This window comes from Bombilactobacillus apium, assembly GCF_013385145.1.
Classification (GTDB): domain Bacteria; phylum Bacillota; class Bacilli; order Lactobacillales; family Lactobacillaceae; genus Bombilactobacillus; species Bombilactobacillus apium.
In genome coordinates this window covers 14,389-36,699 of the sequence record NZ_JABZEC010000002.1, presented here as the reverse complement: position 1 = coordinate 36,699, position 22,311 = coordinate 14,389, and the positions used below count along the sequence as shown (strand labels likewise).

Genomic DNA, 22,311 nt, shown 5'->3' with positions numbered 1-22,311 from the left:
TTATTATTAGTGGTCGTAAGACCGGAGGCAATGATGGACTTACGAATTGTGTCAGGTTCGGAAGAAAGCAGCACTAAGTATGTTTCGTCATGTGCCTTTTTTATATGACATAGACACTCTTAGCCTTGGGGCTAGGAGTTTTTTAATACTTATAATTTGTAATTTAAAAAAAACAGGAGGATTCTGATGGCCTATCAAGCTTTGTATCGAGTTTGGCGTCCACAATGTTTTGCGGATATTGTGGGACAAGAAATGATTGCGCAGACCTTGATTAATGCGGTGGCAACTGATCAGGTTAGTCATGCCTATCTATTCACCGGACCTCGGGGAACGGGGAAAACCTCTTGTTCCAAGATTTTAGCTAAGGCTGTGAATTGTCTCCATCCCCAGGCAGGAGAACCTTGTAATGAGTGTGAATTATGTCAAGCTATTACAGCTGGGAGCCTGAATGATGTTTTGGAAATTGATGCGGCGTCCAATAACGGGGTCGAACAGATTCGCGATATTCGGGATAAAGTTAAATATGCCCCGACTCGGGCGGCGTATAAAGTTTATATTATTGATGAAGTGCATATGTTATCCACCGGAGCCTTTAATGCCCTGCTCAAGACTTTGGAAGATCCACCGGCGCAAGTGATTTTTATCTTGGCGACGACGGAGCCACAAAAAATTCCCGCGACAATCATTTCTCGAACCCAGCGCTTTGATTTCCGGCGAATTAGTGCGGAAGCGATCGTTGAGCGGATGGAATATATTTTAGAAGAGCAAAAAATCCAAGCAGACCCGCAAGGTTTAGCTGTGATTGCCCGGGCGGCTGAAGGAGGAATGCGGGATGCTCTAAGTATCCTCGATCAAACTTTAGCTTTGACGCCGGGGCAATTAACTTTAGACAATGCCTTGCAGGTAACCGGTAGTTTGGACCAAAGGCAACTAATGGCTTATCTCCAGTCGGTGACCCAGGCTGAAGCAGCGCCGGCCTTAGATCAATTACATGAGTTGCTCGATAGTGGACGGTCAGCCGCCCGCTTAACCGATGCCGTAATTGGGGCTTGTCGCGATCTTCTTTTAGCTAAAACTGACCCCCAGCTTTTGCAATCGACGACGCTGGAATCACCGGAGTCAGAAGCGCCCCTTCTCGATCTCCAAAATAAATTTAGTAATGAACAGTTGTATCAAATGATTGAAGCGACCTCTAAGACGCAACAAGATTTACGGCAAACTAATCAGACGACCATCTATTTGGAAGTTTTGACGGTGCAATTAATTGAAATTCAGCAGAGGACTTCTGCAAATTCTGTTGGAACTCCGGCTCCCAGTGAAGTTACTAATTTAGAGGCGCAAGTTGCGCAATTACAAGAACAAGTTAAGACTTTATTGGGCCAGAAAAAACAGCCACAAGTACCAACTAAATCCCCAGCGCAAGCTGCAGCTCGACCTCGGCGACAAACACCTGCGAAAGTGGATTCGATTCTCCAAGGACAAACTGCCAAAGGAAGTTCGCCCGCCAAAGTTGATCAAACTAAGATTAATCAAATTTTAGAAAAAGCAACCCGGCAAGATTTGCAAGAAGTTCAAAATGTCTGGGCTGACTTGATGAGCATGTTAAGTGTCACTCAACGGGCTGTAATGAAAGTCTCCAAACCGGTCGCGGCTAGTGCTCAAGGAGTTGTGGTGGCTTTTGATTATGCTGTTTGGTTTGAAAGAGTCACCAGTAACCAAGAAATGCTGACCATGTTAAAGACTAATCTGGACCGACTTTTAAAAAGCGATGCTGATGTGGTGATTGTTGCGGCAGAAAACTGGCCGCAAATCCGGCAAGATTTTTTGCAACATCATCAATTAAAGCCGGCGGCAAAAGCAGAAACTAAAAAATCAGCTCCAGATTTAGTTGGTCAAGCCCAAGAAATGTTTGGTAAAGAATTGGTCGAAGTTAAACCCGATTAAAGGAGAAAATTATGAAACCACAAATGCCTGGTAATATGCAACAAATGTTAAAGCAAGCTCAAAAGTTACAAAAAGAAATGGGTCAAGCTCAAGAGCAGCTCAAAGCCACCGAATTTATTGGCCAAGCAGCTGATGATACAATAACGGTAACTTTTACCGGAGACTATCAGTTACAAGATATCAAAATTCAGCCAACGGTGATCGATCCGGAAGATCCAGACCTTTTACAAGATATGATTGTGATGGCCGTAAATGACGCCATGGCTAAGATTGAGCAAACAACACAGCAGACTTTAGGGAAGTATAATCCAGGATTTTAGGGAGGAATAATCATTGATTAAAATGTAGAATGATATAGACAAGTATAGAATAAATAATATGTTGTTCACAGAGAGTTAATATGGAGGTGAATAACATGACCATGATTAAGTCTAATGATATGACTGCACTTTTGGGAGTTACCGTTTGAACTCTATAGGAATGGGATCGCAAAGGTAAGTTCATCGCCCACCGCTCCCCGACAAATCAACGTTATTATACGGAAGATCAGTATCAGACCTATCTTGATGATCAGCCTACGGCTAAGAAAGTTGTGGCGTATGCTCGTGTTTCAACGAGTGGACAGCAAGATAATCTGAGAGATCAAATTAAGTTCATTCAAACTTACGCTAATGCCAAGGAAATTATCCTTGATCAGGCGCAGCCCGATTGGGGCAAACCGGATTTCAAATCGAAGAAGGCTCCACGTCAAAGAAAAATTGCGTTTGGACAAAGCGCAGGGTGCTAAAAACTGGGCTGATATCAAGTTAAGTAAATACGTTGATTTATCAGGTGTGCTTAAGGTTATCAGTGCATACCGTGAGAAAGGTAAATATTGGGCCAGTCTTCCCTTTGAAATTGAGCTTAATCCTAAGCCTGAGACGGGAAACAAGTAACTAAGAGTAATCAATGCAAGGCAACGAGAGACACGTTGCAACCTGCTCGAGGGTTGCTAATCTTCAGTACGATATTATGCAAAAATTCACAACGAAACTAGTGACGAATTACGACAAAATCGTGATCGAAGAACTTAGCAGTTAAGGACATGCAAATGAGCTACGTTGCTTCAAAAGGACTCCAGCGGTCAATGTTTGGTTATTTAATATGTTATAAATGTGCATGTACGGCAAAGAACTGATTCTTGCGGATAGATATACACACCAGACGAAGCATAAGGAATACGTTTGTTAGGCCTGTGGAACATTCCTCGATCGGGACGAGAACGCCGCGGCTAACTTGTTAGCCTTAATCTAAAAAACTCAAGGAGGCTGGCTAAGCCCTGATGCTGTCATAGTTGGTCAATGAGATTACTCCTTGATGGAATATCGGAATACTGGCGTCATAACGGCAGTAAGTAAAATAAAGAAAGGAAATATGCAACCTTTTTAAATATAGAAATCATTCGTGATTTACTATATTTCTCCATATTTTGCATAGCAGGCAGTCAATGTTATACCCACAACCAGTAGCTAAATTAATTGATTCCTATATGAAGTTACCGGGAATTGGCGCTAAGACGGCAACACGGCTGGCTTTTTTTACAATCGATATGGATGATGGCGATGTCCAAGAATTTCAAGATAGTTTAAAAGCAATTAAAACTGATTTAGGTCATTGTTCACAATGTGGCAATATTACCGATGTTGATCCTTGTCTGATTTGCCAAGATGTCAATCGTGATCATAGCCAGATTTTGGTGGTCGAACAACCGCAAGATATTATGGCCTTAGAAAACATGCACAGCTATCGCGGCTTATATCATGTTTTGGGAGGCGTTTTGTCTCCGGTGAAGGGGATAGGACCAGATGAATTACGGATCAAGAGTCTTTTGCAGCGTCTGCAAACTAATTCGCAAGTCGAAGAAGTAATTATTGCGACGAATGCCACTCCTGATGGAGAAGCAACGGCCATGTATTTATCTAAATTGATTAAACCCGCTCAAATTAAGGTGACCCGTTTAGCCCACGGTTTGGCCGTGGGAGCAGATATTGAATATGCTGATGAAATGACTTTACAACGAGCGGTTGAAGGTCGCCGGCAACTATAAAAAAGAAACTATTAACGACACTAGCTGGAGTTAATAGTTTTTTTATAAGTCAGACCTTGGAAAATTTAGTTTCGCAAATTCAAGGGCGTGTTATGATATAACAGATATTATATATAATTTGAAGAGCAGAAGTCTGGATAGTGGACTTCTATAAAAAGCTCAATGAAGGTAGGATAAAGTGTGGCTAAGATTTTTATTTCGTTAGAAGGACCAGATGGAGCTGGAAAATCAACGGTAGCAGCGCAACTCCAGAAAAAACTCCAAGAACAAAGCACGCAACCGGTATTATTAACACGGGAACCCGGGGGAAGTAAAATTTCCGAACAGATTCGCCAAGTAATTTTAGATGTTGCTAACCAAGAGATGGATGCGCGCACGGAAGCTTTATTGTACGCTGCTTCTAGACGGCAACATGCCGTTGAAGTAGTGGCTCCCGCTTTAGCCAAGGAACAAATTGTCTTAAGTGATCGCTATTTAGATAGTTCAATTGCCTATCAAGGTGCGGGAAGAGAAATTGGAATCGCGGCTGTTCGTCAATTAAATTTATTTGCGGTTGAAGAAATTTTACCAAGTTTAACTTTATACTTGGACCTTCCTCCGGCTCTAGGTTTAAAAAGAATTCAAGAACAAAGAAGTCAAGCTCCCGATCGCTTAGAACAAGAACAACTGGCTTTTCATGAGCGAGTCTATCAGGCTTATAATCAGTTAGTAGCAGAAGAACCGCAGCGTTTTGTCCGAATTGATGCAACGCAAGAGTTACCGCAAGTAGTGGCTGCTTGTTGGCAAGCAATCGCCCAACGTTTCTTTACCGCAACCAGCAACGACTAATCGGCAATTAAGACTTGTTTGAAGGAGGGCTAAGGAGATGGATTCAATTGTTCAGTTGCAGCCGCAATTAACTCAACAAATTGCCCAAGCTGTGGTCGAGCAGCGGGTATCGCACGCCTATTTATTATTAGGAGAAAATCAGTTACAAACCCAACAGTTGGGTTTATGGTTTGCGCAAGCTTTATTTTGTCAACAGCCGGCTGCCGGTTTTCCTTGTGGTCAATGTGATCATTGTCGGCGAATTACCCAACGGGACTTTCCCGATATCGTTTGTCTCAAGACAGATAAAGCCAGCTTGGGAGTTGATGAGGTTCGCCAAGCTAAATTAAGTCTAGAACAAACTGGAGTTGAAGCCGATCACCGCTTACTTTTGATTAATTCGGGGGCTAAATTAACGCCGGCTGCGGCCAATAGTTTATTGAAATTTCTTGAGGAGCCCGCCGGAGCGGTAACGACGATTTTGGAAGCCCCCAGCACAACGACAATTTTGCCAACTATTTTATCCCGGGTCCAGATTTTAACGTTAACGGCCGCGGTTGATAGCAACTGGCAGCAGCAATTACAAGCTCAAGGTTATACCGCCCCAGATTTAAAGATCATTGCCCAAGCTCACCTAGAAAACGAACTGGGGCAGGACTTAACTGCGGTTGATTTTCAAAAAATTCGTGACTTAGTCCAAAACTGGTTTCAATTATTAGAAGAACATCCCTGGACAGCCTTTTTAGAAGTCGGGGCTAAAGTTAAAGGTAGTTTGGAAAATCGCCAACAACAGACCATCTTTCTGGGACTTTTAGAAGCCAACTTTTCGCGTCAGATCCGGCAAGTAGCCGATGATGGGGCTAATTTATTAGTAGTTCGTCGACTGACTGAAAGTTTCCTAGAGGCCCGAAAGTATTGGCAAGCTAATGTTAGTTTGGAAAATAGTTTAGAGCAGTTAGCCTTACAGGCCGTGGAGATTGTTAAAGGAAGTTCATTATGACAGAAAAAGACTATTATGCTAAGTTTGAAGTATTACAGCAGCTGTCACAAGATTTGACCCGAGAATTAGCCTTAATGAAAGAAAGTATTTCCCAGGTTCTTGAAGAAAATGCCGAACTAAAAATTGAAAATGAACATTTGAGAACGCGCTTGAGTACTGTGGATAATAAAAAAGAAGATGAACTTTCAGAATCTCGGCGGACTTTGGAAAAACTTTATGATCAAGGTTTCCATGTTTGCACGGTGATGTATGGAGCCCATCGTGAGCAGCAGGAAGAATGCGCTTTTTGTCTCGATGTTATTTATGGAGAACGGAAAACGAAATGATTACAGAAGTAGCAAGTTTCAAGGCTTCAACATCGGGACGGCTGTATCTAGTCCCCACACCAATCGGCAATTTGGGAGATTTGAGTCCTCGAGCGGTTGAAGTTTTGCAAACAGTGGACCTAATTGCCGCTGAAGATACCCGCAATACCCAAAAATTATTGAACCATTTTCAAATAAAAACTAAGCAGATTAGTTTTCATGAGCATAATACGCAACAACGTTTACCAGAATTAGTGGCGAAGCTAAAACAGGGACTACAAATTGCGCAAGTAAGTGATGCCGGGATGCCCTCGATTAGCGATCCCGGGCAAGAGTTGGTGCAAGCCTGTATTCAAGTGCAGATTCCGGTAGTTCCCTTGACCGGACCCAATGCGGCCCTGACCGCCTTGATTGCCAGCGGATTAGTGCCCCAACCATTTTACTTTTATGGTTTTTTGCCCCGGAAGCAGCAGGAATGGCAAGCGGCTTTGGCCCAGTTAAAAAATCTCACAGCTACTTTTATTTTGTATGAGTCACCTTATCGGATTCAAAAAACGGTGGAACACTTGGGCCAAGTTTTAGGAACTGGCCGGCAATTGGTTTTAGCTCGCGAATTGACCAAAGTCCATGAGGCTTTTTTACGGGGGACAATTGGTGAAGTTCAAGAATATTTTGCGCAAAATCAACCGCGGGGAGAATATGTAGTTTTGGTTCAAGGACAGTTACAGACGGTGGAAAAGACCTGGTCTGAACTAGAGGTTCAACAGGAAGTTCAAAGCCAAATCCAAGCGGGCCAAAAGCCCAATGTCGCAATTAAAACAGTCGCTAAACAAGCTCATTGGGAACGACAGGCAGTTTATAATTTGTATCACGGATTGGAGTAAGCAAGATGAAAGCTAGTTATTCAGAATCATTCGTCGTCCCGTTTTATTTTATTGATTCGAGCCGGAAAATGAAGTTATCAGCTTTATTTGATGCTTTGTTGTTGGCTTCCGAGCATCAATTGCATGCGGCTGGAATTGATTCCCAGCAGCTGGTGCACGAGCACCAATTGGGTTGGGTGGTCACTAAATATCATCTAGAAGTTCAACGCTGGCCGGTTTTAGATGAGAAAATCACCTTAACCACGGAAGCAACTAGTTATAATAAGTTTTTCTGTTACCGGACTTTTACCGCTCATGATGCCCAGGGAAAGCAATTGTTACAATTGACTAGTAATTGGGTTATGTTGGATATTCAAAAAAGAAAAATGGTTCCGACTGATCCCCAAATTATGGAACTCCTTGATTGTCCCTATACCGCTAAGGTGGAAAGTTTTCCTCGGATCGACCGGGTTGAATATCAGCAGCCGCCAATTTTATATCGGACCCGCTTCTTTGATATTGATGTTAATGGTCATGTTAATAATTCCATTTATTTTGATTGGATGCTTGATTCCTTAGGCCAAGATTTCTTAGTCAATCACAATATTCAAACTTTTGACATCAAGTATGAACATGAAGTACCTTATCAAGAAACGATCCAAAGTTTCGTCCGGGTGGATGATCTAACAACCCATCACTTAATTAGGTCAACGGCTGGAGTTAGCGCCCAAGCGCAAATTACTTGGCGCGAGAACTAAGAAAGTAGTAAGAAAAGTGGAGAAAAATGACCCATATTTTGGTGATTGATGATGACCCCGATATTCTAGCGATTATTAAGATTGGCTTAACTAAAGATGGTCATCAAGTAGTAACCTGCGCTCAACCGCAAGAATTGCAACTTGATCAGATCGATTTTTTTGATTTAATTTTACTGGATATCATGATGCCCCAATTGAATGGCTATGATTTAATTCAAGAGTTACGTCAGCGAACCGAAATTCCGATTATTTTTTTAACCGCTAAGACTAGGGAAAACGATATTTTGTATGGCTTAAGTTTAGGCGCGGATGATTATTTAACCAAACCCTTTCGAATCGCTGAATTGCGGGCGCGGATTAAGGCCCATCTGCGCCGTGAAACTCGCGAACATTACACCAGTTTAAATCTGGAACCTTATCGTTTTAATTTGTTACAAAAACAACTCTATTATCAAGATCAATTAGTCCCCCTAACTAAAGGGGAATATGCGATTTGTGAATTCTTAGCGTGAAATCGGGGACAGATTTATACGCGTGAACAAATCTATGAGCATGTCTTTGGCTTTGATGCTCCCGGAGACAATCGTTCAATTGCCACCCATATTAAGAATATTCGCGCCAAATTAGGGATCGACAACTGTCCGATCCTCACACATTGGGGAGTGGGTTACGGATGGATCACGAAAGAAAATTAAGCTCCTTGCGGCGCCTTTTGGTTCAGTTTTTGGGGAGTCTAATTGGACTACTGACTTTGGCAATTTTATTGCCCAGCCTGCTGCTCTTTGTTGCTCAAGGGTCAGGGGGGCTAACTGCCGCCAATCAAGGAGAAAAGGATGCCCGATATTTATTGGAGCGGGTAAAAAAGCAGCAGGCTTTTTCGCTGCAAGAGGTCTCCTCTTTAAATCAATATGCTTTATTAGATTCTCAGCTCAAAGTTAAAGCTACTAATATGGACCAAGGAACCTTAAAACAGGCCCAAAAGTTTGTCCAAGGGCAGGACGCTCGGGGGCATTATTTCATCCAGACTAAATTTCAAAAACAAAGATTATTGCTCGCCTATCAGCTACGAACCAGTTATCGAAAGGCGAGTTGGAATCATTATCTCCCGACACCCTTTCAAGTTTGGGTAATTTCGATGATTATTGGCTTGTTAGGGGCCTGTCTTTTTTGTGTTCAAAAATTTGCTCGCAAAATTGGGCGAGAGCTCGAGCCTTTAAACCAAGCAGTCGAAAAAATCCAAGCGGCGGATTTGAACTTTGCGGTTGGTCAATCGTCAATTAAGGAATTTCAGGAAGTTTTGACGAGTTTAGCAGCCATTAAGGAAAATTTACAAGCCGATTTGAATTTACGTTATCGAGCGGAGCAAAAATATCGGCAACAATTAGCCGCGCTAGTTCATGATCTCAAAACACCCTTAACTGGGGCCTTGGGTTGGACCGATCTCTTGCAGGAAACTGAGTTAGATGAAGAACAGAAAAGCTATTTACGCCATTTACAACAAAATAAATTGACTATTTCCCAGTTGATTAATTCCTTGTTGCAAGTAACCTTGACCACGAAAGCAGAAACTGTTCATTTAAAGGAATGTAATTTACATGATTTGGGCAATGAGTTACTCGCGCAAATGCAGGAATTAGCCACTCCCCAAAAAATTCAAATTAACTATCAAGAAGACTGGGAGAATCCCCAGCTAGTCACCGATCCGAGCCTATTAAAGCAGGCTTTATTGAATGTAATAACTAATGCGATTGAATTCACACCCCAGGGAGGAAAAATCACTTGGCAAATGCAGCGGAAAGAAAATTTGCGGATTGTGATTACGGACTCTGGACCGGGATTTTCTCCCGCAGCTTTAAAACAGGCAGGGGAGGAATTATATCGAGGTGACTTGAGCCGGAGTGGAACCGGTCACTTTGGTTTGGGTCTGGCAATCGCTCGTTTAAATTTGGAATTACTAGGAGGAAAATTAACTTGGGAGAATACTTCTGCCCAAGGATCGGCTCGGGTCACTTTAACTTTGCCGCCAACGACCAAAACTTATAATAATTAGAATAAGAGAAAAAATTTTAAAGGATTTGAGGCTAATATGAATATATCTTTTAGCTAATTTGATCATAAGTTAAACTATTTTTGAAAGTCTCACCAAACTAATAAGACTAGGATATTTAGTTGTGTATATAGAAATAAGCTTTTAGTAAGTGCCTATATTATTGATCTGATAATTAAACCAGTTAGGCAAAAGTGAAGGAATGACAATTCCCTGATTACCAATAAGAGATGGTTTTAAGACAGGTAAATTATCACTGCCGTAGTAGTAGGCCTGATAAACTAATTTTGAGCAGTAGTTAGGATCAAGAATTCTTAATTGGGTATTAATTAGATATCTTATGTGTCTGTCCTTAATCCAACCATGGTTTGAACTATAAAAACGCCAATCTCCCCAATCAGCAGCTTTGCGAGCTACTTGTTGGTCACTAAGTCGATAAATTCGTAGCCAATTATTAATATGACGAGTCGAACCATTATTTCCTCGTAGCCAATCAACGATTTTAAATTGATGGTTATTGTCTGGAATTCCTTTAAAACAATCGTTGCCTCCCGTCATTTCTAGAACAATATTATTAGTAGTTGCAATAGCGGTATGACCAATAAAGGGGCCCGAAGTGTTAGTACCACCCTCAATAATTATGTCTCCTTTACGCAAAGTTTTTTCAAACTGCAATGCATTATCCTCTTGAGAGCGGAATAGATATTTGGGTTGCGCGTAGTCGTATGCGGCACCATCTGAAAAAGCGCCATAATTATTTTGGTTTAACCATTGCTCAAGGCTGATTTGTTCAGGATCAAGTTGCTTATCTTTAACCAAGGTTTGATACTGATTTTCAAAGCGACCAATATTATCTTTAAAAGCTTGATAAGTATACTTATAGGACACAATTTTTTTATCTCGAATAGCTTGTTGATACAAAGACTGAACTTTCTCTTCACTTAGTGTTACGGCGCTAGATGAAGAATACATAAATGTGAAGCTAAAGATTAAACCGAAAACTCCCAATATGATACTGTGACGCAAATTACTCATTTAATAGGTCCCCCTAAGGATTAAAAATATTATTTAAAATGAAAAGGATTACATAAAAATAATAAAAAATAGACTGTATAGTAATATATCTAAATGCTTTTTTAATTATCCGCCAATATAAAAATATAAAAGAATATTGCTAGTTAATGATACAACATTTAAAAAAATAGTAAATATTATTTTTAGATAGTAAAATTAAATTATACCTGATTTTTTTTAAAATACCGTTTAATAAATTTTATATTGACATACAAAGAATCAGCCGCTATCCTCAAATAGGAGTTGATTGAGCTCCAACACTTAAATTTTTGGTGGGAAAGAAGATGAAATTTTTAGGTTTTAAAAGCGTCTGGTTTAAAGCATTAATTGGTGCAGTTGCATTCTTTTCGCTAACTGGAACTACGGTGGCCTCGGCTGCTTACTGGACCATAACACCGGTGTGGGTATCAGCCCATGGTGTATGGAGTACTTTTGGATATGCAAATTGTAAACAAAGCTATTCAACTGCAGCTTCTTTTAATGGTGATGTCCAGCCAAATTGGTATGGATATAATGTTAGACTAATTAATAGTGCTGGCGCGGGCCGTTCATCATGGACAGGTTTGTATGTTAATCAAACTTCCCATGGATGGAATAACAGTGGGCTGCCTGTTTATTGGTACTATTCCGATGTTCGTTCTAAGTCTTATGAACCCAATCAATGGTAGTAATGTTAGGCTTCATTTTAGTGCAGATTGGCATTAATTAGTTGTTGATCCTATATTTATATGCGCTTTAGTTAAAGCGTAATAAGGGAGTGCAGATATATAGTCTGAACTCTTTTTATTTAATAAAGAAAGGAAATTGATCAATGTTTTTTCGCAGAAAAAATATCTCTTTGATTTGCTTATTAGCCTATTTTATCGAAGTAACATGGGTCATCGTTCAAGGAACTTTTCAAAACTGGGGATCGAGAGTTGATGGGACATCTTTACTTACTAATTTTTGGTATCTACAGTTCACGGGTATCAGCGATACTCTGATTTCTTCAACTATTGCATTAAGCTTTCTGACCAGTTATGGCTCTTTTAAATCAATTTATATTAAAAATAATAATTATTTCAATAATGTAAATCAAAGAATTGGATATGTATCTTTTTTAAAGAAAGCTAGTTTGAGAACATTTTTTGTAGCATTTTTCATTTCACTTTTAACTAAAATATATCAATTAATATTAAGCTTTATTATTTTAAAAAAGTTACCATCTAATGTTGTTATCCCTGCGGAACTAAGTCCTTTTGCAGATAATAGATTTTCTAGTTGTGTTATTTTTATTATTTTAGCTTCGCTTGGATGGGGTATCTATGCAGTATTTATCTTCTCTTTAGGATTATTTATTAAAAAGAATAGTATTTATCTAGTTTTAGGAGCAATAGTAGGGACTTTATTAATTTTAATTCCGGGAATGTTTTCGCGTATTTTGACTTATGGTATGTATATTTTATTATTACCAACCCTTATTGCCCCCGGTCAAATGACTTTTGGCATTCTTGGTGGAAAACATCCGAATGTTTATATTGGTTTTTTATTATCTGCCTCCATTTATTTAATCTTCTCTTTATTTTTAATGTATTGGTGGATGGTATACAAGCAAAAGAAGGGATAGAATGAATTTTCAAGCAATTAATAAAAAAATAAGAGTGCAATATTTGTCAATCTTAGGGTTAGCAATATTTATTAGTGTTTGGTGTATTTTTAGTAGTCCTAATAATTACGATATTGTAAAAATGCTAATTAGATCTAATTTTCCAGTGCTATTTTCGCAAATCATACTTTTAAGTTTAATGAGTTGGCAAATTTTGACTTTTAAATCTGTGGCTATAATGGTTGGAGTCCGTCAAAAGACGGAATATGTTCAAAAGCAGTTATTATTTATTGTTCTTTTAGAAACATCCATATATTTTGGAGTTTACTATGTATCGTTTTTTTTGACTGGCAGGAAGGCTTTCATCGATGGTTCTTTTGTTATAGGTATTTTAATTCTTTTATTACGTTTTTCTTTTATGATTATTTTAGCAATTATAATCGCGGGAATATATCAATTTTCATATCCTGGCGTATTAATTATCTTTTCAATATTAGCAAATTTAGGCTATCATTATATTTTTGAGATGCAATATCTATTAATTCAATATAGTAAAATTTATGATCCAGTTTATAGGGCATTACATCATATTCATATGAGTTAGGGGAGAAGACAATGCTGATAATCAAAAATATTACAAAATCCTTTCAGCAACAGCCAGTTTTAACTAATGTTTCATTAACGGCTACCGGAGGAGAATTAATTCATATCTCTGGCCCTAATGGTTGTGGAAAATCAACACTCTTTAAAATCGTATCTGGATTATTATTGCCAGATGAAGGAAAAGTAGAGTTAGAGAAGGGGGATGTTTTGGGAGCATTAATTGAGAATCCTCAATTTTTAGAATACGAGACTGCAATGACTAATTTGCGTTTTTTAGGGAACTTAAACCATCGTTTTGATATGTCTAAGACGGAAACTTTGCTTCAACAATTTGGTCTTGATATTCATAATCACCAACCTGTATCTAAATACTCGGTTGGAATGCGTCAAAAATTAGGAATTATTCAGGCGGTTATGGAAAACCAAAATATAATTTTATTGGACGAACCAACTAGAGGGTTGGATCCTGACAGTATCAAACAGTTCATTAAATTATTAACTCATTTGAAGCAAGAAAAAAAATTAGTGATCGTGGCAAGCCATGATCAGATAGCAGGATTAGCGTATGATCGTTCCTTAATTTTACAAGCAGGACAATTAGATGATGCTTAGAAAGCTAACTTTTAGTATTTACGCTTTGTTGATGTTGATCTTGCTTTATTTTGTGCCGCATTCATTTCCACAAATTTCAGATCATGATTACGCTAGTTTAGTATTTGGTTATCAAGGAAGTCCCTTTATTGTGGCTATGGTAGGTGTTTTCAGTTTTTTATTTGATTATATTTCTTTGGTATTACCACAAAGCGAATTACTATCAATTCGTACCTTCTTATTGATTCGGAAGCCAATATCCAAGCGTTTATACATGAGTTATTTTCACTTTCTGTGGCCATATTTAATTGCTTTCTTATTTATTAAGTGTATAGCCTGGATCATTTGGCCTCATACAGTTACCATCTTTTGGATTGGACTATATCTAAGTGAATGGATGTTGTGGATAGCATTTAATTTAAATCGAAAGGTAACATTGTCAAATAATTTGATTCTTATTCTCTTCGGTTTCACAAGAGTGATCGCATATTACTTCTTTTAGATCATAGTGTATTTCAAGCTCAAAAAGGCAGAATATAAAAGTGCTGATGTCTGCCCAGATTGAATAGATATATTAATTAATTATTGCGGCATGATTCTAACATTCTATTGGAATCATGCCGTTTAATTTTTTAAGTGGATTTCATTATTATGGGTGTTTTGATATTCTTTATCGTCGTCTTAATTTGTGATAACAAATATTTACTAAGTATCATAGGCTTCCTCTAAATTGATTTGCGCTTACTTATTATAAAAGAACTTTTCTTCCTAAATATGACTAGACCATTTTGTTGCATACAAGAAGGAATCCATTTACTGGCTTCTTGTAGGATATGATTATAATTTTTACCTTCTTTATCAATTCTTTAAAATTGGCTCGTATTCTGAAAGCAGAAAGGGAGCGATGATTTGAAAAAATTAATGAAATATTTACTGGGGATAGTTATTTTCTTTCTCCTGATTTTCAGTATCATGCCATTTTTTACGAAAAACAAGACGGGAATGGGCGCGGTTGTGGCCGATATGATTAATCCTTTGGTGCGTAGTGAAGTTGTCTACGGTAAGGTTCCCGCGCAAGCTTCAACATCTTGGGAAGATCAAGGAACGAAAAAGATGCGCGACTACGGCTATAATGTACATTCTTATTTCCTAAAAGGTCATCAGCGAATTATTCAGATTCCTTCTTTTGGTCGTAAATTACCAGCTCAACCGCGCTTTGTCAAAGTGACTATTAAAGGACAGCGGATGCAAAGATATCAATTGATTTCTCGCGAACAAATTCCCGCGAAATTACGAGCAAAGATCGGAGAGTGAGCACCTTGACAGTAATTGTGGAAGTTCAAAAATTAGGGAAAACTTATGATGTAAATAGTGCCAGTCCAACTGTTGCTTTGAAAGAGCTGTCATTTGCGGTGCAAGCGGGTGAATTCGTGGGAATCATGGGGGCTTCCGGATCGGGGAAGTCGACGCTCCTCAACATCTTAACCAGTATCGATACTCCGACGAGCGGCCGGGTTTTGATTGATCAGCAGGATCTTTCGGAATTTAGTGAACGCCAGTTGGCCAGTTTTCGTAGTCAACGGATGGGTTTTATTTTTCAAGATTTTAGTCTTTTAGATAATATGACCGCCCTAGAAAATATCGCTTTGCCGCTCTCACTGCAAGGGGTGAAAACCGAACAAATTAGACCGCGAGTTGAAGATTTGGGCCAGAAGTTGGGGATTGCTAAGGTGTTAGATCATTGCCCTAATGCTCTTTCCGGAGGGCAAAAGCAACGGGTGGCTGCGGCGCGAGCCTTAGTCAATCAGCCGGCCCTCTTATTGGGCGATGAACCAACTGGAGCCTTAGATTCCAAGAGTGCCACGGATTTTTTGGATATGCTGCAAACAATTAATACCAAGCAGCAAGTGGCAATTATTTTGGTGACCCACGATCCTTACGCGGCCAGTTATTGTCAACGAATTTTATTTACTAAAGATGGCCAAATTCAACAGCAATTACCGCGCGCTCAGCAGGAAAAAGAGTAATTTTATCAGGCTATTTTGAGTGAAGTAGGGAGATTGAGGTGAGCCAAAATGTTGTTCAAATTATTGCGTTGGAATCTCAAGGGACGAATTAAAGATTATCTGATTCTCTTTTCAGGATTGTTAATTTCAAGCAGTGTTTTCTATATGTTTCAGACTTTGGCCCGCAATCGAAAGCTAATTGCGACCGTGACCAGCGGCTCCAATTTTCAAATTATTTTTCAAATTGGGAGCGTTTTACTCGGAGTTATCACCCTGATCTATCTATTATTTGCGAATACCTTTTTACTCCAGTTGAATACCAAAAATTACGGCCTGTTTATGTTACTCGGGGCTCGCAAAGGAAAAATTAGGGAATTAGTGGCTGGAGAAACTTTAGCGATTGGCGTCTTAGCCACCGGGAGTGGAATTTTGTTGGGGATTGTCTTAACCAATTTTGTCCAAAAACTACTCCTGCATGCTTTAGAAATCAAAGGTAAGTTAGGTTTGATTTTTGATCTGCAATCCTTGGGAATCACGGCTCTCTTTTTTCTAGTCAGTTTTGCTTTAATCGTACTTTTTAATGTCCATACGGTTACTAAAAAAGTTTGTTAGAACTTTGCCACGGTTCCACGACTTTAGAAAAAGGAATTCAGTCGACATTCGTTAAAATTATCCAGTCGCTGGCCGGAATTGTTTTATTAATTGTGGGCTATTATTTCATGAGTAAGTTACTTAAATATAAAATAACAGCTCTGATTGGGGCTTTGGTAACGATTATTTTGGGAACTTATTTGACGATCAATTCCTTATTTAGTCTCTTATTTGGCTTTTTACGGCAACAGGATTGGTATAAATTCCACGGACTGCGGTCCTTCACCTTGGCACAAATTACCACACGCTTACGTTCTTATACGCAAATTCTTTCCATTGTCACCCTTCTCTTTGCTTTAGGCTTGGGAGCTTTGACAGTCGGGATGGAATTTACCCAAGAATCAAGCAAAATTGCAGATCGAAGTACGGCTTACGATCTAGTTTTAGTGGGGAGTCCTTGCCAGACTAAACAATAATTAGCGACTTTAAGTTTTAAGTTTCGCGGGATTTTAAATGCGCAAGGTAAAAGCAGGGAACAGAAGTTGCTGGGAGCAAAAATTGCCCAAGATCCTGAAGTTCAAGTTGAATTTGCCAGTTTTTTGCCGCCAAGTTTACAGAAAAAGGCCCTGGGAGTCTTACCCGCAGCTGATTTTCAACGCTTAGCCGAAAAATCGAAAAATTTGATTTTAGTAGAGACCAAAAACTTCGCCCAATCCAAAAATAAAATCAAACAAATCTTACAGAGTTCGAATTTAAAGGAAGATCCCAGTGGTCAATCAGGTCAAAAGTACTATCGCTACCGCTTTTATCAAACCGGTTTAGTCGGTTTTGAGTATTTAGGCTTCTTCTTGGAAATTGCCTTTCTCGTGATGTTGGTTAGTTGTTTAATGTTTAAAGTCTTAACGGACTGCAATTTGAATCAACCAGGTTATCAAATTTTAGCTAAAATTGGAACTTCGAAAAAGCTGTTAGCGCGGACTTTACGGCAAGAATTGTTGCTCGTCTTTGCGATTCCCGCGGGATTAGGAATGATGCATATATTGCTTGGGTTACAAATATTCCGCGGTTTTTTACTCAATCCTTATAGTCAAATTGTTTGGCCGATTGTAATTTTTCTATCCCTGTATGGAATTTATTGTCTTTTAACCTATTGGCTCTATCGGAAAACGTTGCTTAAAAATTAAGTCGCGCTTCCGCAGACTTTTAAAGATTTGAATTAAAAATTTTTTTTTTAGACTTGAATGCTTATTTTTCTCCCCGCCACTCGGCTTGAAATTCCGCTAAAAAATCGGTCAGAATTTTTGTCCGTTGCTGGGCAATTTTTTGGCCCGCAGAAGTGTTCATCGTTTCTTGAAGTGAAAGTAATTTTTCATAAAAATGATTAATAGTTGAAGTTTGATGCTGACGGTATTCGGTCTTGGAGTGGAGTTTAATAGGCGGAATATGGGGATCATAGATGGGTTGTTGGTGACTAGCACCGTAAGCAAAAGCGCGCGCAATTCCAATAGCTCCCAAAGCATCGAGGCGATCCGCATCTTGGACGTATTGGGCAAAAAGCGGTAGGGGATAGGGACCTTCTAAATTAGCAGCGTAAGACAGATGTTGAATAGCAGTCGTTACTAATTCAACTTGTTCTTCTTGCAGTCCGGCTTGGCGGAGAATTTCGCGCCCCTTTAAAAGCGCTTGTTGAACGTCAGGAACTAATTTTTCATCGATTGTATCGTGTAAGTAGCTGCTGGCTAAGAGGAGGTCGTTTTGTTGCGGCGACAATTGTTGTTCTTGGCGCGCCAGATTTTGGGCCAGGTGGGCAACGCGCTGGAGGTGCCAATAGTCGTGTCCACTGACATCGCTTGCCAAAATTTGCTGAGCATAGTTTTGAATTAAAGAAAGATTCATCAAGGCTTGTCCTTTCGAAGAAATTTTTTTCAGCTAACAAAAACGTGCTATAGTTAACAGTGTTCATTATAAATCAATTTTGTTAAAGGTCGGGAAATAATTAATGGGGACAAGTGTGGATGAGAAACCGGAAAAAAGGTTATCTTTAAATCATCATATGACAATTCATTGGCAAGACTTTGTCAGCTCGCAAACACAACCAATTTTACAAACCAGTTTAAAACAACGCGCGGCAATTGTTGGGCGCGTGGGGATTATTATGTTGGGTTGTGGTACGGGAGCTTGGCGAGTGCGGGCGGCAATGAATAAAGTAGCCCGAGTTTTGGGAATTACTTGTTCAGCGGATATTGGTTTAATTACGCTAGAATATACCTGTTTTGATCAAGAACACAGTTACTCTCAAGTTCTTACTTTACCCGGTAGTGGAGTTGACACCGATAAATTGATGCAAATGGAAAATTTTGTGGCTGATTTTCCGAAGATTGCTCCACAAAAGACGGCCCAAGAGTTGCACCACCAATTAGATCAAATCAAGGCCGGAGATAGTAACTATACTGCTTTCCAGGCTGGATTAGCTGCTGCCTTGGCTTGTAGTGCCTTCGTTTTTTTGCTTGGTGGCGGTTGGATTGAGATGATTTGCTGCTTTGTTGGCGCTGGTTTAGGCAACTGGGTTCGGCGGCAACTGGGCAGTCGTCATTTAACCTTACTAGCCGGAGTTTCCTTGAGTGTGGCAGTTGCTTGTTTAGCCTATTTAGGCTGTTTTAAGTTGTTAGAAATGAGTTTTGGAGTTGATATGCAACATGAGGCTGGATACATTGGAGCAATGTTGTTCGTTATTCCCGGTTTTCCCTTCATTACCAGTATGTTAGATATGGCGAAGCAAGATATGCGTTCCGGTTTAGAGCGCTTAATGTATGCTCTGATGATTATTGTGACCGCAACTTTAGTTGGCTTTATGATGGCTTTAATTAGTCATTTACGTCCAGAGAATTTCCTGCCTTTGCAGTTATCGCCTTGGGTTTTGATGTGCTTGCGTGTCCCCGCCAGTTTTTGTGGCGTCTACGGATTCTCGGTAATGTTTAATAGTCCGAATAAGATGGCTATTTATGCCGGTTTGATTGGGTCTGTAGCCAATACTTTACGTCTGGAGTTAGTTGATAGCCATTTGGTCTCGGCCGGAATTGCGGCTTTTGTCGGCGCTTTAGTGGCGGGACTCTTGGCTTCGGCGATTAACGGGAGCAAGGGTTATCCGCGGATTTCTTTGACCGTTCCCGCAATTGTGATCATGATTCCGGGATTATATATTTATCGGGGAATGTACAATTTAGGAGTGAATAATATTGGGACAGGCGCCTTGTGGTTATCCCGGGCTAGTTTAATTATTATGTTTTTGCCGCTGGGTTTGTTTGTCGCTCGGGTCCTCCTAGATAAAAGATGGCGACACTGTAATTAGCTAATCAAAAATAGAAATGATCTCTAGGGCGGCGGAAGCCGCCTTTTTTACTTGTCAAAAGAATTTAGCTAGCCGCAATTTAGAAAGCTAATTATTAAAGATTTTCTTTTAGAAAGTTAAAGTTGTGGTAAAGTAAGAAAGGTTTTAAAAAATCTGGAGTAGAGAATAAAGCGTTAAGTGCCGATGGAACGGAATGTGAACATTGGACGAAAAGTAATTTTGCTTGCGGTTTTATTCTCGCATTCGCCACGATTCTTGGTGGCAACTCCTTTGAGGAGATGCTTGAAGTGAATAGATTTACGCGCCTTAGTTCCACCGGTCAATTGACTTGGCTGGCGGTATTGTTAGCTTTACAGTTGATTTTTAACCGGATTAAGATTGGTCCGACCAATGTTTTTCAAGTGGGTCTAGGATTCATCGTAACGGCAATTATCGGCTATTACTATGGTCCAGCCAAATCCATGCTCACGGGCTTGGCGAGCGATGTTTTAGGCCATATTTTATTTCCCGCTCCCGGAGGATTTTTCTGGGGTTTCACGCTTTCAGCGATCCTTGCGGGCTTGATCTATGGTAGTTTGCTTTATCGGCAGACAATTACTTGGTGGCGTTTATTATTAGCTACTAGTTTAGTGGTAATTTTGATTCAGCTGGGGTTAAATACCACCTGGGTCAGCATCCTAAGTCATCTAGATTGGTGGCCCTTGTTTTGGGTCCGGAGTGTCAAGGAATTAATTTCGATTCCGATTCAAACCGGAGTTTTGATTTTGATTTTCCACTGGCTCAAGTTGCATAACTATAGTAATTAAATCAAGCTAGAGAAAGTTGTAGTAGACAGCTTTCTCTTTTTTGTTTTTTGTTATACTAGACGAGAAATTGCGTGAAGGAGATTGCAATGAAAATATTAGCTTTTGATAGTTCTAATCAACCGCTAGTGGTCGCTGTCGCTGAAAATGACCAGGTATTAGCGACTGCTGCGGATCTAGATTTAAGATCTCATAGTGTAAAATTATTGCCGTTAATCGATCAATTGATGCAAAAAGTCGGCTGGCAACCGCAAGATTTAGACCGGATAGTGGTGGCCCAAGGTCCGGGATCCTTTACTGGGGTCCGCCTGGCGGTGACGACCGCCAAGGTGCTGGCTTGGACTTTAGGAATTGAATTGGTGGGGGTTTCTAGCTTAGCTGTTTGTGCCCAGAGCCAAAGTGATTTTTCGGGTTTGATCATCCCTTGGTTTAATGCTCGAAATCAAAATATTTTTACCGGAATTTATCGATTCCAGACTTCAAGCTTGCAAACTATTAGTCCAGATCAACATTTAAGTTGGACAACTTTGTTGAGCCGATTAGCCAAGGTTAGTCAGCCGCTTTGTTTAGTGGGTGCAGATTTAACTTTGCCCAAGCAAGCCTTAGCTGACTTTCCGCAAGTTCAAGCGCAATTGGTGGAAGAAAAACTTCCGCAAGCACAAGCTTTAGTGCAATTGGGATATTTGGGGCAGCCAGTAACTGACTTGGATCATTTCAGTCCTCGCTACTTAAGAAAAACGCAAGCCGAATTGACTTGGCAAGAAAAAAATCCCCAATTAAAAGAAAATACGGATTACGTTGAGGATGTCTAAAATCAAACAGAGCAATTTAAAGGAGCAGAGCGAAATTGGAAGCAGAAACTTTAATTTTGGCTTTTGAAACTAGTTGTGATGAAACTAGTGTGGCAGTTATCAAAAATGGTCGAGAAATTTTGGCCAATATCATTGCTACTCAAATCAAGAGTCACCAACGTTTTGGTGGGGTCGTCCCGGAAGTCGCTAGTCGTCATCACGTGGAACAAATTGTTCATTGTACTCGTCTAGCTTTAGCAGAGGCCCAAGTAACTTATCAAGATTTATCCGCGGTCGCCGTAACTTATGGTCCCGGCTTGGTGGGATCCTTACTGATTGGTATTATGGCGGCCAAGAGCATCAGTTGGGCGCAGAATTTGCCTTTGATCGGGGTTAATCATTTAGCGGGCCATATTTATGCCGCTAATCTGGTAAAACCAATTAGCTATCCCGCTTTAGCTTTAGTAGTTTCTGGGGGACACACAGAATTGGTACGTTTGAGCGCTCCCGGTGAGTTTCAGATTTTAGGTGATACCCGTGATGATGCTGTCGGCGAAGCTTTTGACAAGGTGGGACGGATGTTAGGCGTTAATTATCCAGCGGGAAAGACGATTGACCAATGGGCTCATGAAGGTCAAGATAACTTTGATTTTCCGCGGGCCATGTTACAAGAAGATAATCTAGATTTTAGCTTTAGCGGAATTAAAAGTGCTGTTATTAATACCATTCATCATGCTGAACAAGTGGGGCAGACGCTCAATAAAAAAGATATTGCCACTAGTTTTCAAAAAGACGTCGTGGAGATTTTAGTCACTAAAACTCAAAGAGCCTGGGATCAGGGCGATTATCAGCAATTGATTGTTGCTGGCGGAGTAGCTGCTAATCAAGGCCTCAGAGAAAGTATGCAGCAATTAATGGCTAGTCGCGGGGAATTAATTTTTCCTCCGCTGCGTTTATGTGGTGATAATGCGGCGATGATCGGCGCTTTTGCGCACGTTAAATATCAACGCGGAGAATTTGCTGACTGGACTTTAAACGCCGATCCTAGTCTTGATTTCAGCTATTAGCCGATTTTTTACTGAATCTTTAATAAATTTATTTGGATTCG

General features: G+C 40.0%; 27 protein-coding genes, 1 other RNA gene, 1 pseudogene and 1 riboswitch. Of the genes and pseudogenes, 27 read left to right on the top strand and 2 right to left on the bottom strand.

All coding sequences use genetic code 11. From position 1 onward, the window contains the following. Positions 1–19 precede the first annotated feature (19 nt). From ffs to HU830_RS02025, 14 genes and pseudogenes are all read left to right on the top strand, one after another. Positions 20–106, top strand: an RNA gene (gene ffs, locus HU830_RS02080) — signal recognition particle sRNA small type. An 80-nt stretch (positions 107–186) separates the two neighbouring features. Continuing rightward, entirely contained in the window at positions 187–1,944 is a 1,758-nt protein-coding gene (gene dnaX, locus HU830_RS02075; protein ID WP_176942148.1) for a DNA polymerase III subunit gamma/tau, read from the top strand. An 11-nt stretch (positions 1,945–1,955) separates the two neighbouring features. Next, positions 1,956–2,264: a YbaB/EbfC family nucleoid-associated protein gene (locus HU830_RS02070; RefSeq protein ID WP_176942147.1), complete on the top strand. Its 309-nt coding sequence runs from the start codon at positions 1,956–1,958 to the stop codon at positions 2,262–2,264. A 272-nt stretch (positions 2,265–2,536) separates the two neighbouring features. Next, positions 2,537–2,731: a recombinase family protein gene (locus HU830_RS09260; RefSeq protein ID WP_176942146.1), complete on the top strand. Its 195-nt coding sequence runs from the start codon at positions 2,537–2,539 to the stop codon at positions 2,729–2,731. A gap of 197 nt (positions 2,732–2,928) precedes the next feature. Then, positions 2,929–3,237: pseudogene (locus tag HU830_RS09255) on the top strand (zinc ribbon domain-containing protein); the annotation flags it as partial. A 193-nt stretch (positions 3,238–3,430) separates the two neighbouring features. Then, entirely contained in the window at positions 3,431–4,030 is a 600-nt protein-coding gene (recR, locus tag HU830_RS02060; RefSeq protein WP_176942145.1) for a recombination mediator RecR, read from the top strand. Between the two features lie 180 nt (positions 4,031–4,210). Then, entirely contained in the window at positions 4,211–4,858 is a 648-nt protein-coding gene (gene tmk, locus HU830_RS02055) for a dTMP kinase (protein ID WP_176942144.1), read from the top strand. Between the two features lie 37 nt (positions 4,859–4,895). After that, complete coding sequence (locus HU830_RS02050; RefSeq protein WP_176942143.1) at positions 4,896–5,837, top strand: hypothetical protein; 942 nt, start codon at positions 4,896–4,898, stop codon at positions 5,835–5,837. Next, positions 5,834–6,163, top strand: a complete 330-nt coding sequence (locus HU830_RS02045; RefSeq protein WP_176942142.1) for a DNA replication initiation control protein YabA — start codon at positions 5,834–5,836, stop codon at positions 6,161–6,163. Before HU830_RS02050 ends, HU830_RS02045 begins: the two co-directional genes overlap by 4 nt. Next, positions 6,160–7,026 (top strand): 16S rRNA (cytidine(1402)-2'-O)-methyltransferase, encoded by an 867-nt coding sequence (gene rsmI, locus HU830_RS02040; protein ID WP_176942141.1) that lies wholly within the window; start codon positions 6,160–6,162, stop codon positions 7,024–7,026. The genes HU830_RS02045 and rsmI overlap by 4 nt, the downstream gene beginning before the upstream one ends. A 5-nt stretch (positions 7,027–7,031) precedes the next feature. After that, complete coding sequence (locus HU830_RS02035; RefSeq protein WP_176942140.1) at positions 7,032–7,763, top strand: acyl-[acyl-carrier-protein] thioesterase; 732 nt, start codon at positions 7,032–7,034, stop codon at positions 7,761–7,763. A gap of 26 nt (positions 7,764–7,789) precedes the next feature. After that, positions 7,790–8,275: a response regulator transcription factor gene (locus tag HU830_RS02030; protein WP_228765736.1), complete on the top strand. Its 486-nt coding sequence runs from the start codon at positions 7,790–7,792 to the stop codon at positions 8,273–8,275. A gap of 12 nt (positions 8,276–8,287) precedes the next feature. Next, entirely contained in the window at positions 8,288–8,458 is a 171-nt protein-coding gene (locus HU830_RS08755) for a winged helix-turn-helix domain-containing protein (protein ID WP_324196284.1), read from the top strand. Next, positions 8,437–9,813, top strand: coding sequence for a sensor histidine kinase (locus HU830_RS02025; protein WP_176942139.1), 1,377 nt, complete (start codon positions 8,437–8,439; stop codon positions 9,811–9,813). Before HU830_RS08755 ends, HU830_RS02025 begins: the two co-directional genes overlap by 22 nt. Before the next feature lie 141 nt (positions 9,814–9,954). On the opposite strand, the gene HU830_RS02020 is transcribed toward HU830_RS02025, so the two are convergent. Further along, positions 9,955–10,845 (bottom strand): hypothetical protein, encoded by an 891-nt coding sequence (locus HU830_RS02020; RefSeq protein ID WP_176942138.1) that lies wholly within the window; start codon positions 10,843–10,845, stop codon positions 9,955–9,957. Between the two features lie 323 nt (positions 10,846–11,168). Between HU830_RS02020 and HU830_RS02015 the strand changes: the two genes are divergently transcribed. The 9 genes from HU830_RS02015 (at position 11,169) to HU830_RS01975 (ending at position 17,444) form a co-directional block, all read left to right on the top strand. Next, on the top strand, positions 11,169–11,552 hold the full coding sequence (locus HU830_RS02015; RefSeq protein WP_228765734.1) for a choline-binding protein: 384 nt from the start codon (positions 11,169–11,171) through the stop codon (positions 11,550–11,552). 143 nt (positions 11,553–11,695) lie between these two features. Then, positions 11,696–12,490: a hypothetical protein gene (locus HU830_RS02010; protein ID WP_228765732.1), complete on the top strand. Its 795-nt coding sequence runs from the start codon at positions 11,696–11,698 to the stop codon at positions 12,488–12,490. A gap of 1 nt (position 12,491) precedes the next feature. Then, positions 12,492–13,073 carry a hypothetical protein gene (locus tag HU830_RS02005; protein WP_176942137.1) on the top strand — a complete coding sequence of 194 codons (582 nt, stop codon included), beginning with the start codon at positions 12,492–12,494 and terminating at the stop codon, positions 13,071–13,073. Between the two features lie 11 nt (positions 13,074–13,084). Continuing rightward, positions 13,085–13,684, top strand: a complete 600-nt coding sequence (locus tag HU830_RS02000) for an ATP-binding cassette domain-containing protein (protein ID WP_176942136.1) — start codon at positions 13,085–13,087, stop codon at positions 13,682–13,684. Positions 13,685–14,572: 888 nt separating this feature from the next. Then, the gene (locus HU830_RS01995) at positions 14,573–14,977 is read left to right on the top strand and encodes a DUF1093 domain-containing protein (RefSeq protein ID WP_176942135.1); all 405 of its coding nucleotides are present in this window, start codon (positions 14,573–14,575) and stop codon (positions 14,975–14,977) included. Between the two features lie 5 nt (positions 14,978–14,982). Continuing rightward, complete coding sequence (locus HU830_RS01990; RefSeq protein ID WP_176942134.1) at positions 14,983–15,690, top strand: ABC transporter ATP-binding protein; 708 nt, start codon at positions 14,983–14,985, stop codon at positions 15,688–15,690. 48 nt (positions 15,691–15,738) lie between these two features. Further along, entirely contained in the window at positions 15,739–16,281 is a 543-nt protein-coding gene (locus HU830_RS01985; RefSeq protein ID WP_176942133.1) for an FtsX-like permease family protein, read from the top strand. Further along, positions 16,275–16,736 carry a hypothetical protein gene (locus tag HU830_RS01980; protein ID WP_176942132.1) on the top strand — a complete coding sequence of 154 codons (462 nt, stop codon included), beginning with the start codon at positions 16,275–16,277 and terminating at the stop codon, positions 16,734–16,736. Before HU830_RS01985 ends, HU830_RS01980 begins: the two co-directional genes overlap by 7 nt. Positions 16,737–16,802: 66 nt before the next feature. Then, positions 16,803–17,444 (top strand): hypothetical protein, encoded by a 642-nt coding sequence (locus HU830_RS01975; RefSeq protein ID WP_176942131.1) that lies wholly within the window; start codon positions 16,803–16,805, stop codon positions 17,442–17,444. Positions 17,445–17,505: 61 nt separating this feature from the next. Here the strand turns inward: HU830_RS01975 and HU830_RS01970 are convergent, their stop codons facing one another. Further along, positions 17,506–18,156, bottom strand: a complete 651-nt coding sequence (locus tag HU830_RS01970) for an HD domain-containing protein (RefSeq protein ID WP_176942130.1) — start codon at positions 18,154–18,156, stop codon at positions 17,506–17,508. A gap of 103 nt (positions 18,157–18,259) precedes the next feature. On the opposite strand from HU830_RS01970, the gene HU830_RS01965 reads away from it, so the two are divergent. The 4 genes from HU830_RS01965 (at position 18,260) to tsaD (ending at position 22,270) form a co-directional block, all read left to right on the top strand. Continuing rightward, positions 18,260–19,609 carry a threonine/serine exporter family protein gene (locus HU830_RS01965; protein WP_228765730.1) on the top strand — a complete coding sequence of 450 codons (1,350 nt, stop codon included), beginning with the start codon at positions 18,260–18,262 and terminating at the stop codon, positions 19,607–19,609. A 152-nt stretch (positions 19,610–19,761) separates the two neighbouring features. Then, positions 19,762–19,860: riboswitch (THF riboswitch) on the top strand. A 36-nt stretch (positions 19,861–19,896) separates the two neighbouring features. After that, complete coding sequence (locus tag HU830_RS01960) at positions 19,897–20,415, top strand: folate family ECF transporter S component (protein ID WP_176942129.1); 519 nt, start codon at positions 19,897–19,899, stop codon at positions 20,413–20,415. Positions 20,416–20,501: 86 nt separating this feature from the next. Further along, entirely contained in the window at positions 20,502–21,224 is a 723-nt protein-coding gene (gene tsaB, locus HU830_RS01955) for a tRNA (adenosine(37)-N6)-threonylcarbamoyltransferase complex dimerization subunit type 1 TsaB (RefSeq protein ID WP_176942128.1), read from the top strand. Positions 21,225–21,259: 35 nt separating this feature from the next. Continuing rightward, entirely contained in the window at positions 21,260–22,270 is a 1,011-nt protein-coding gene (tsaD, locus tag HU830_RS01950) for a tRNA (adenosine(37)-N6)-threonylcarbamoyltransferase complex transferase subunit TsaD (RefSeq protein WP_176942127.1), read from the top strand. Positions 22,271–22,311 lie beyond the last annotated feature (41 nt).

Coding starts and splice junctions, on each gene's coding strand:
- HU830_RS02030 (WP_228765736.1), top strand. CDS start 7,790: ATGACCCATATTTTGGTGATTGATGATGACCCCGATATTCTAGCGATT.
- HU830_RS02015 (WP_228765734.1), top strand. CDS start 11,169: ATGAAATTTTTAGGTTTTAAAAGCGTCTGGTTTAAAGCATTAATTGGT.
- HU830_RS02045 (WP_176942142.1), top strand. CDS start 5,834: ATGACAGAAAAAGACTATTATGCTAAGTTTGAAGTATTACAGCAGCTG.
- HU830_RS01970 (WP_176942130.1), bottom strand. CDS start 18,156: ATGAATCTTTCTTTAATTCAAAACTATGCTCAGCAAATTTTGGCAAGC.
- HU830_RS01985 (WP_176942133.1), top strand. CDS start 15,739: ATGTTGTTCAAATTATTGCGTTGGAATCTCAAGGGACGAATTAAAGAT.
- tsaB (WP_176942128.1), top strand. CDS start 20,502: ATGAAAATATTAGCTTTTGATAGTTCTAATCAACCGCTAGTGGTCGCT.
- HU830_RS02025 (WP_176942139.1), top strand. CDS start 8,437: ATGGATCACGAAAGAAAATTAAGCTCCTTGCGGCGCCTTTTGGTTCAG.
- rsmI (WP_176942141.1), top strand. CDS start 6,160: ATGATTACAGAAGTAGCAAGTTTCAAGGCTTCAACATCGGGACGGCTG.
- HU830_RS02000 (WP_176942136.1), top strand. CDS start 13,085: ATGCTGATAATCAAAAATATTACAAAATCCTTTCAGCAACAGCCAGTT.
- HU830_RS02020 (WP_176942138.1), bottom strand. CDS start 10,845: ATGAGTAATTTGCGTCACAGTATCATATTGGGAGTTTTCGGTTTAATC.
- HU830_RS02005 (WP_176942137.1), top strand. CDS start 12,492: ATGAATTTTCAAGCAATTAATAAAAAAATAAGAGTGCAATATTTGTCA.
- HU830_RS02035 (WP_176942140.1), top strand. CDS start 7,032: ATGAAAGCTAGTTATTCAGAATCATTCGTCGTCCCGTTTTATTTTATT.
- HU830_RS01965 (WP_228765730.1), top strand. CDS start 18,260: ATGGGGACAAGTGTGGATGAGAAACCGGAAAAAAGGTTATCTTTAAAT.
- HU830_RS02010 (WP_228765732.1), top strand. CDS start 11,696: ATGTTTTTTCGCAGAAAAAATATCTCTTTGATTTGCTTATTAGCCTAT.
- HU830_RS02070 (WP_176942147.1), top strand. CDS start 1,956: ATGAAACCACAAATGCCTGGTAATATGCAACAAATGTTAAAGCAAGCT.
- dnaX (WP_176942148.1), top strand. CDS start 187: ATGGCCTATCAAGCTTTGTATCGAGTTTGGCGTCCACAATGTTTTGCG.
- recR (WP_176942145.1), top strand. CDS start 3,431: ATGTTATACCCACAACCAGTAGCTAAATTAATTGATTCCTATATGAAG.
- HU830_RS02050 (WP_176942143.1), top strand. CDS start 4,896: ATGGATTCAATTGTTCAGTTGCAGCCGCAATTAACTCAACAAATTGCC.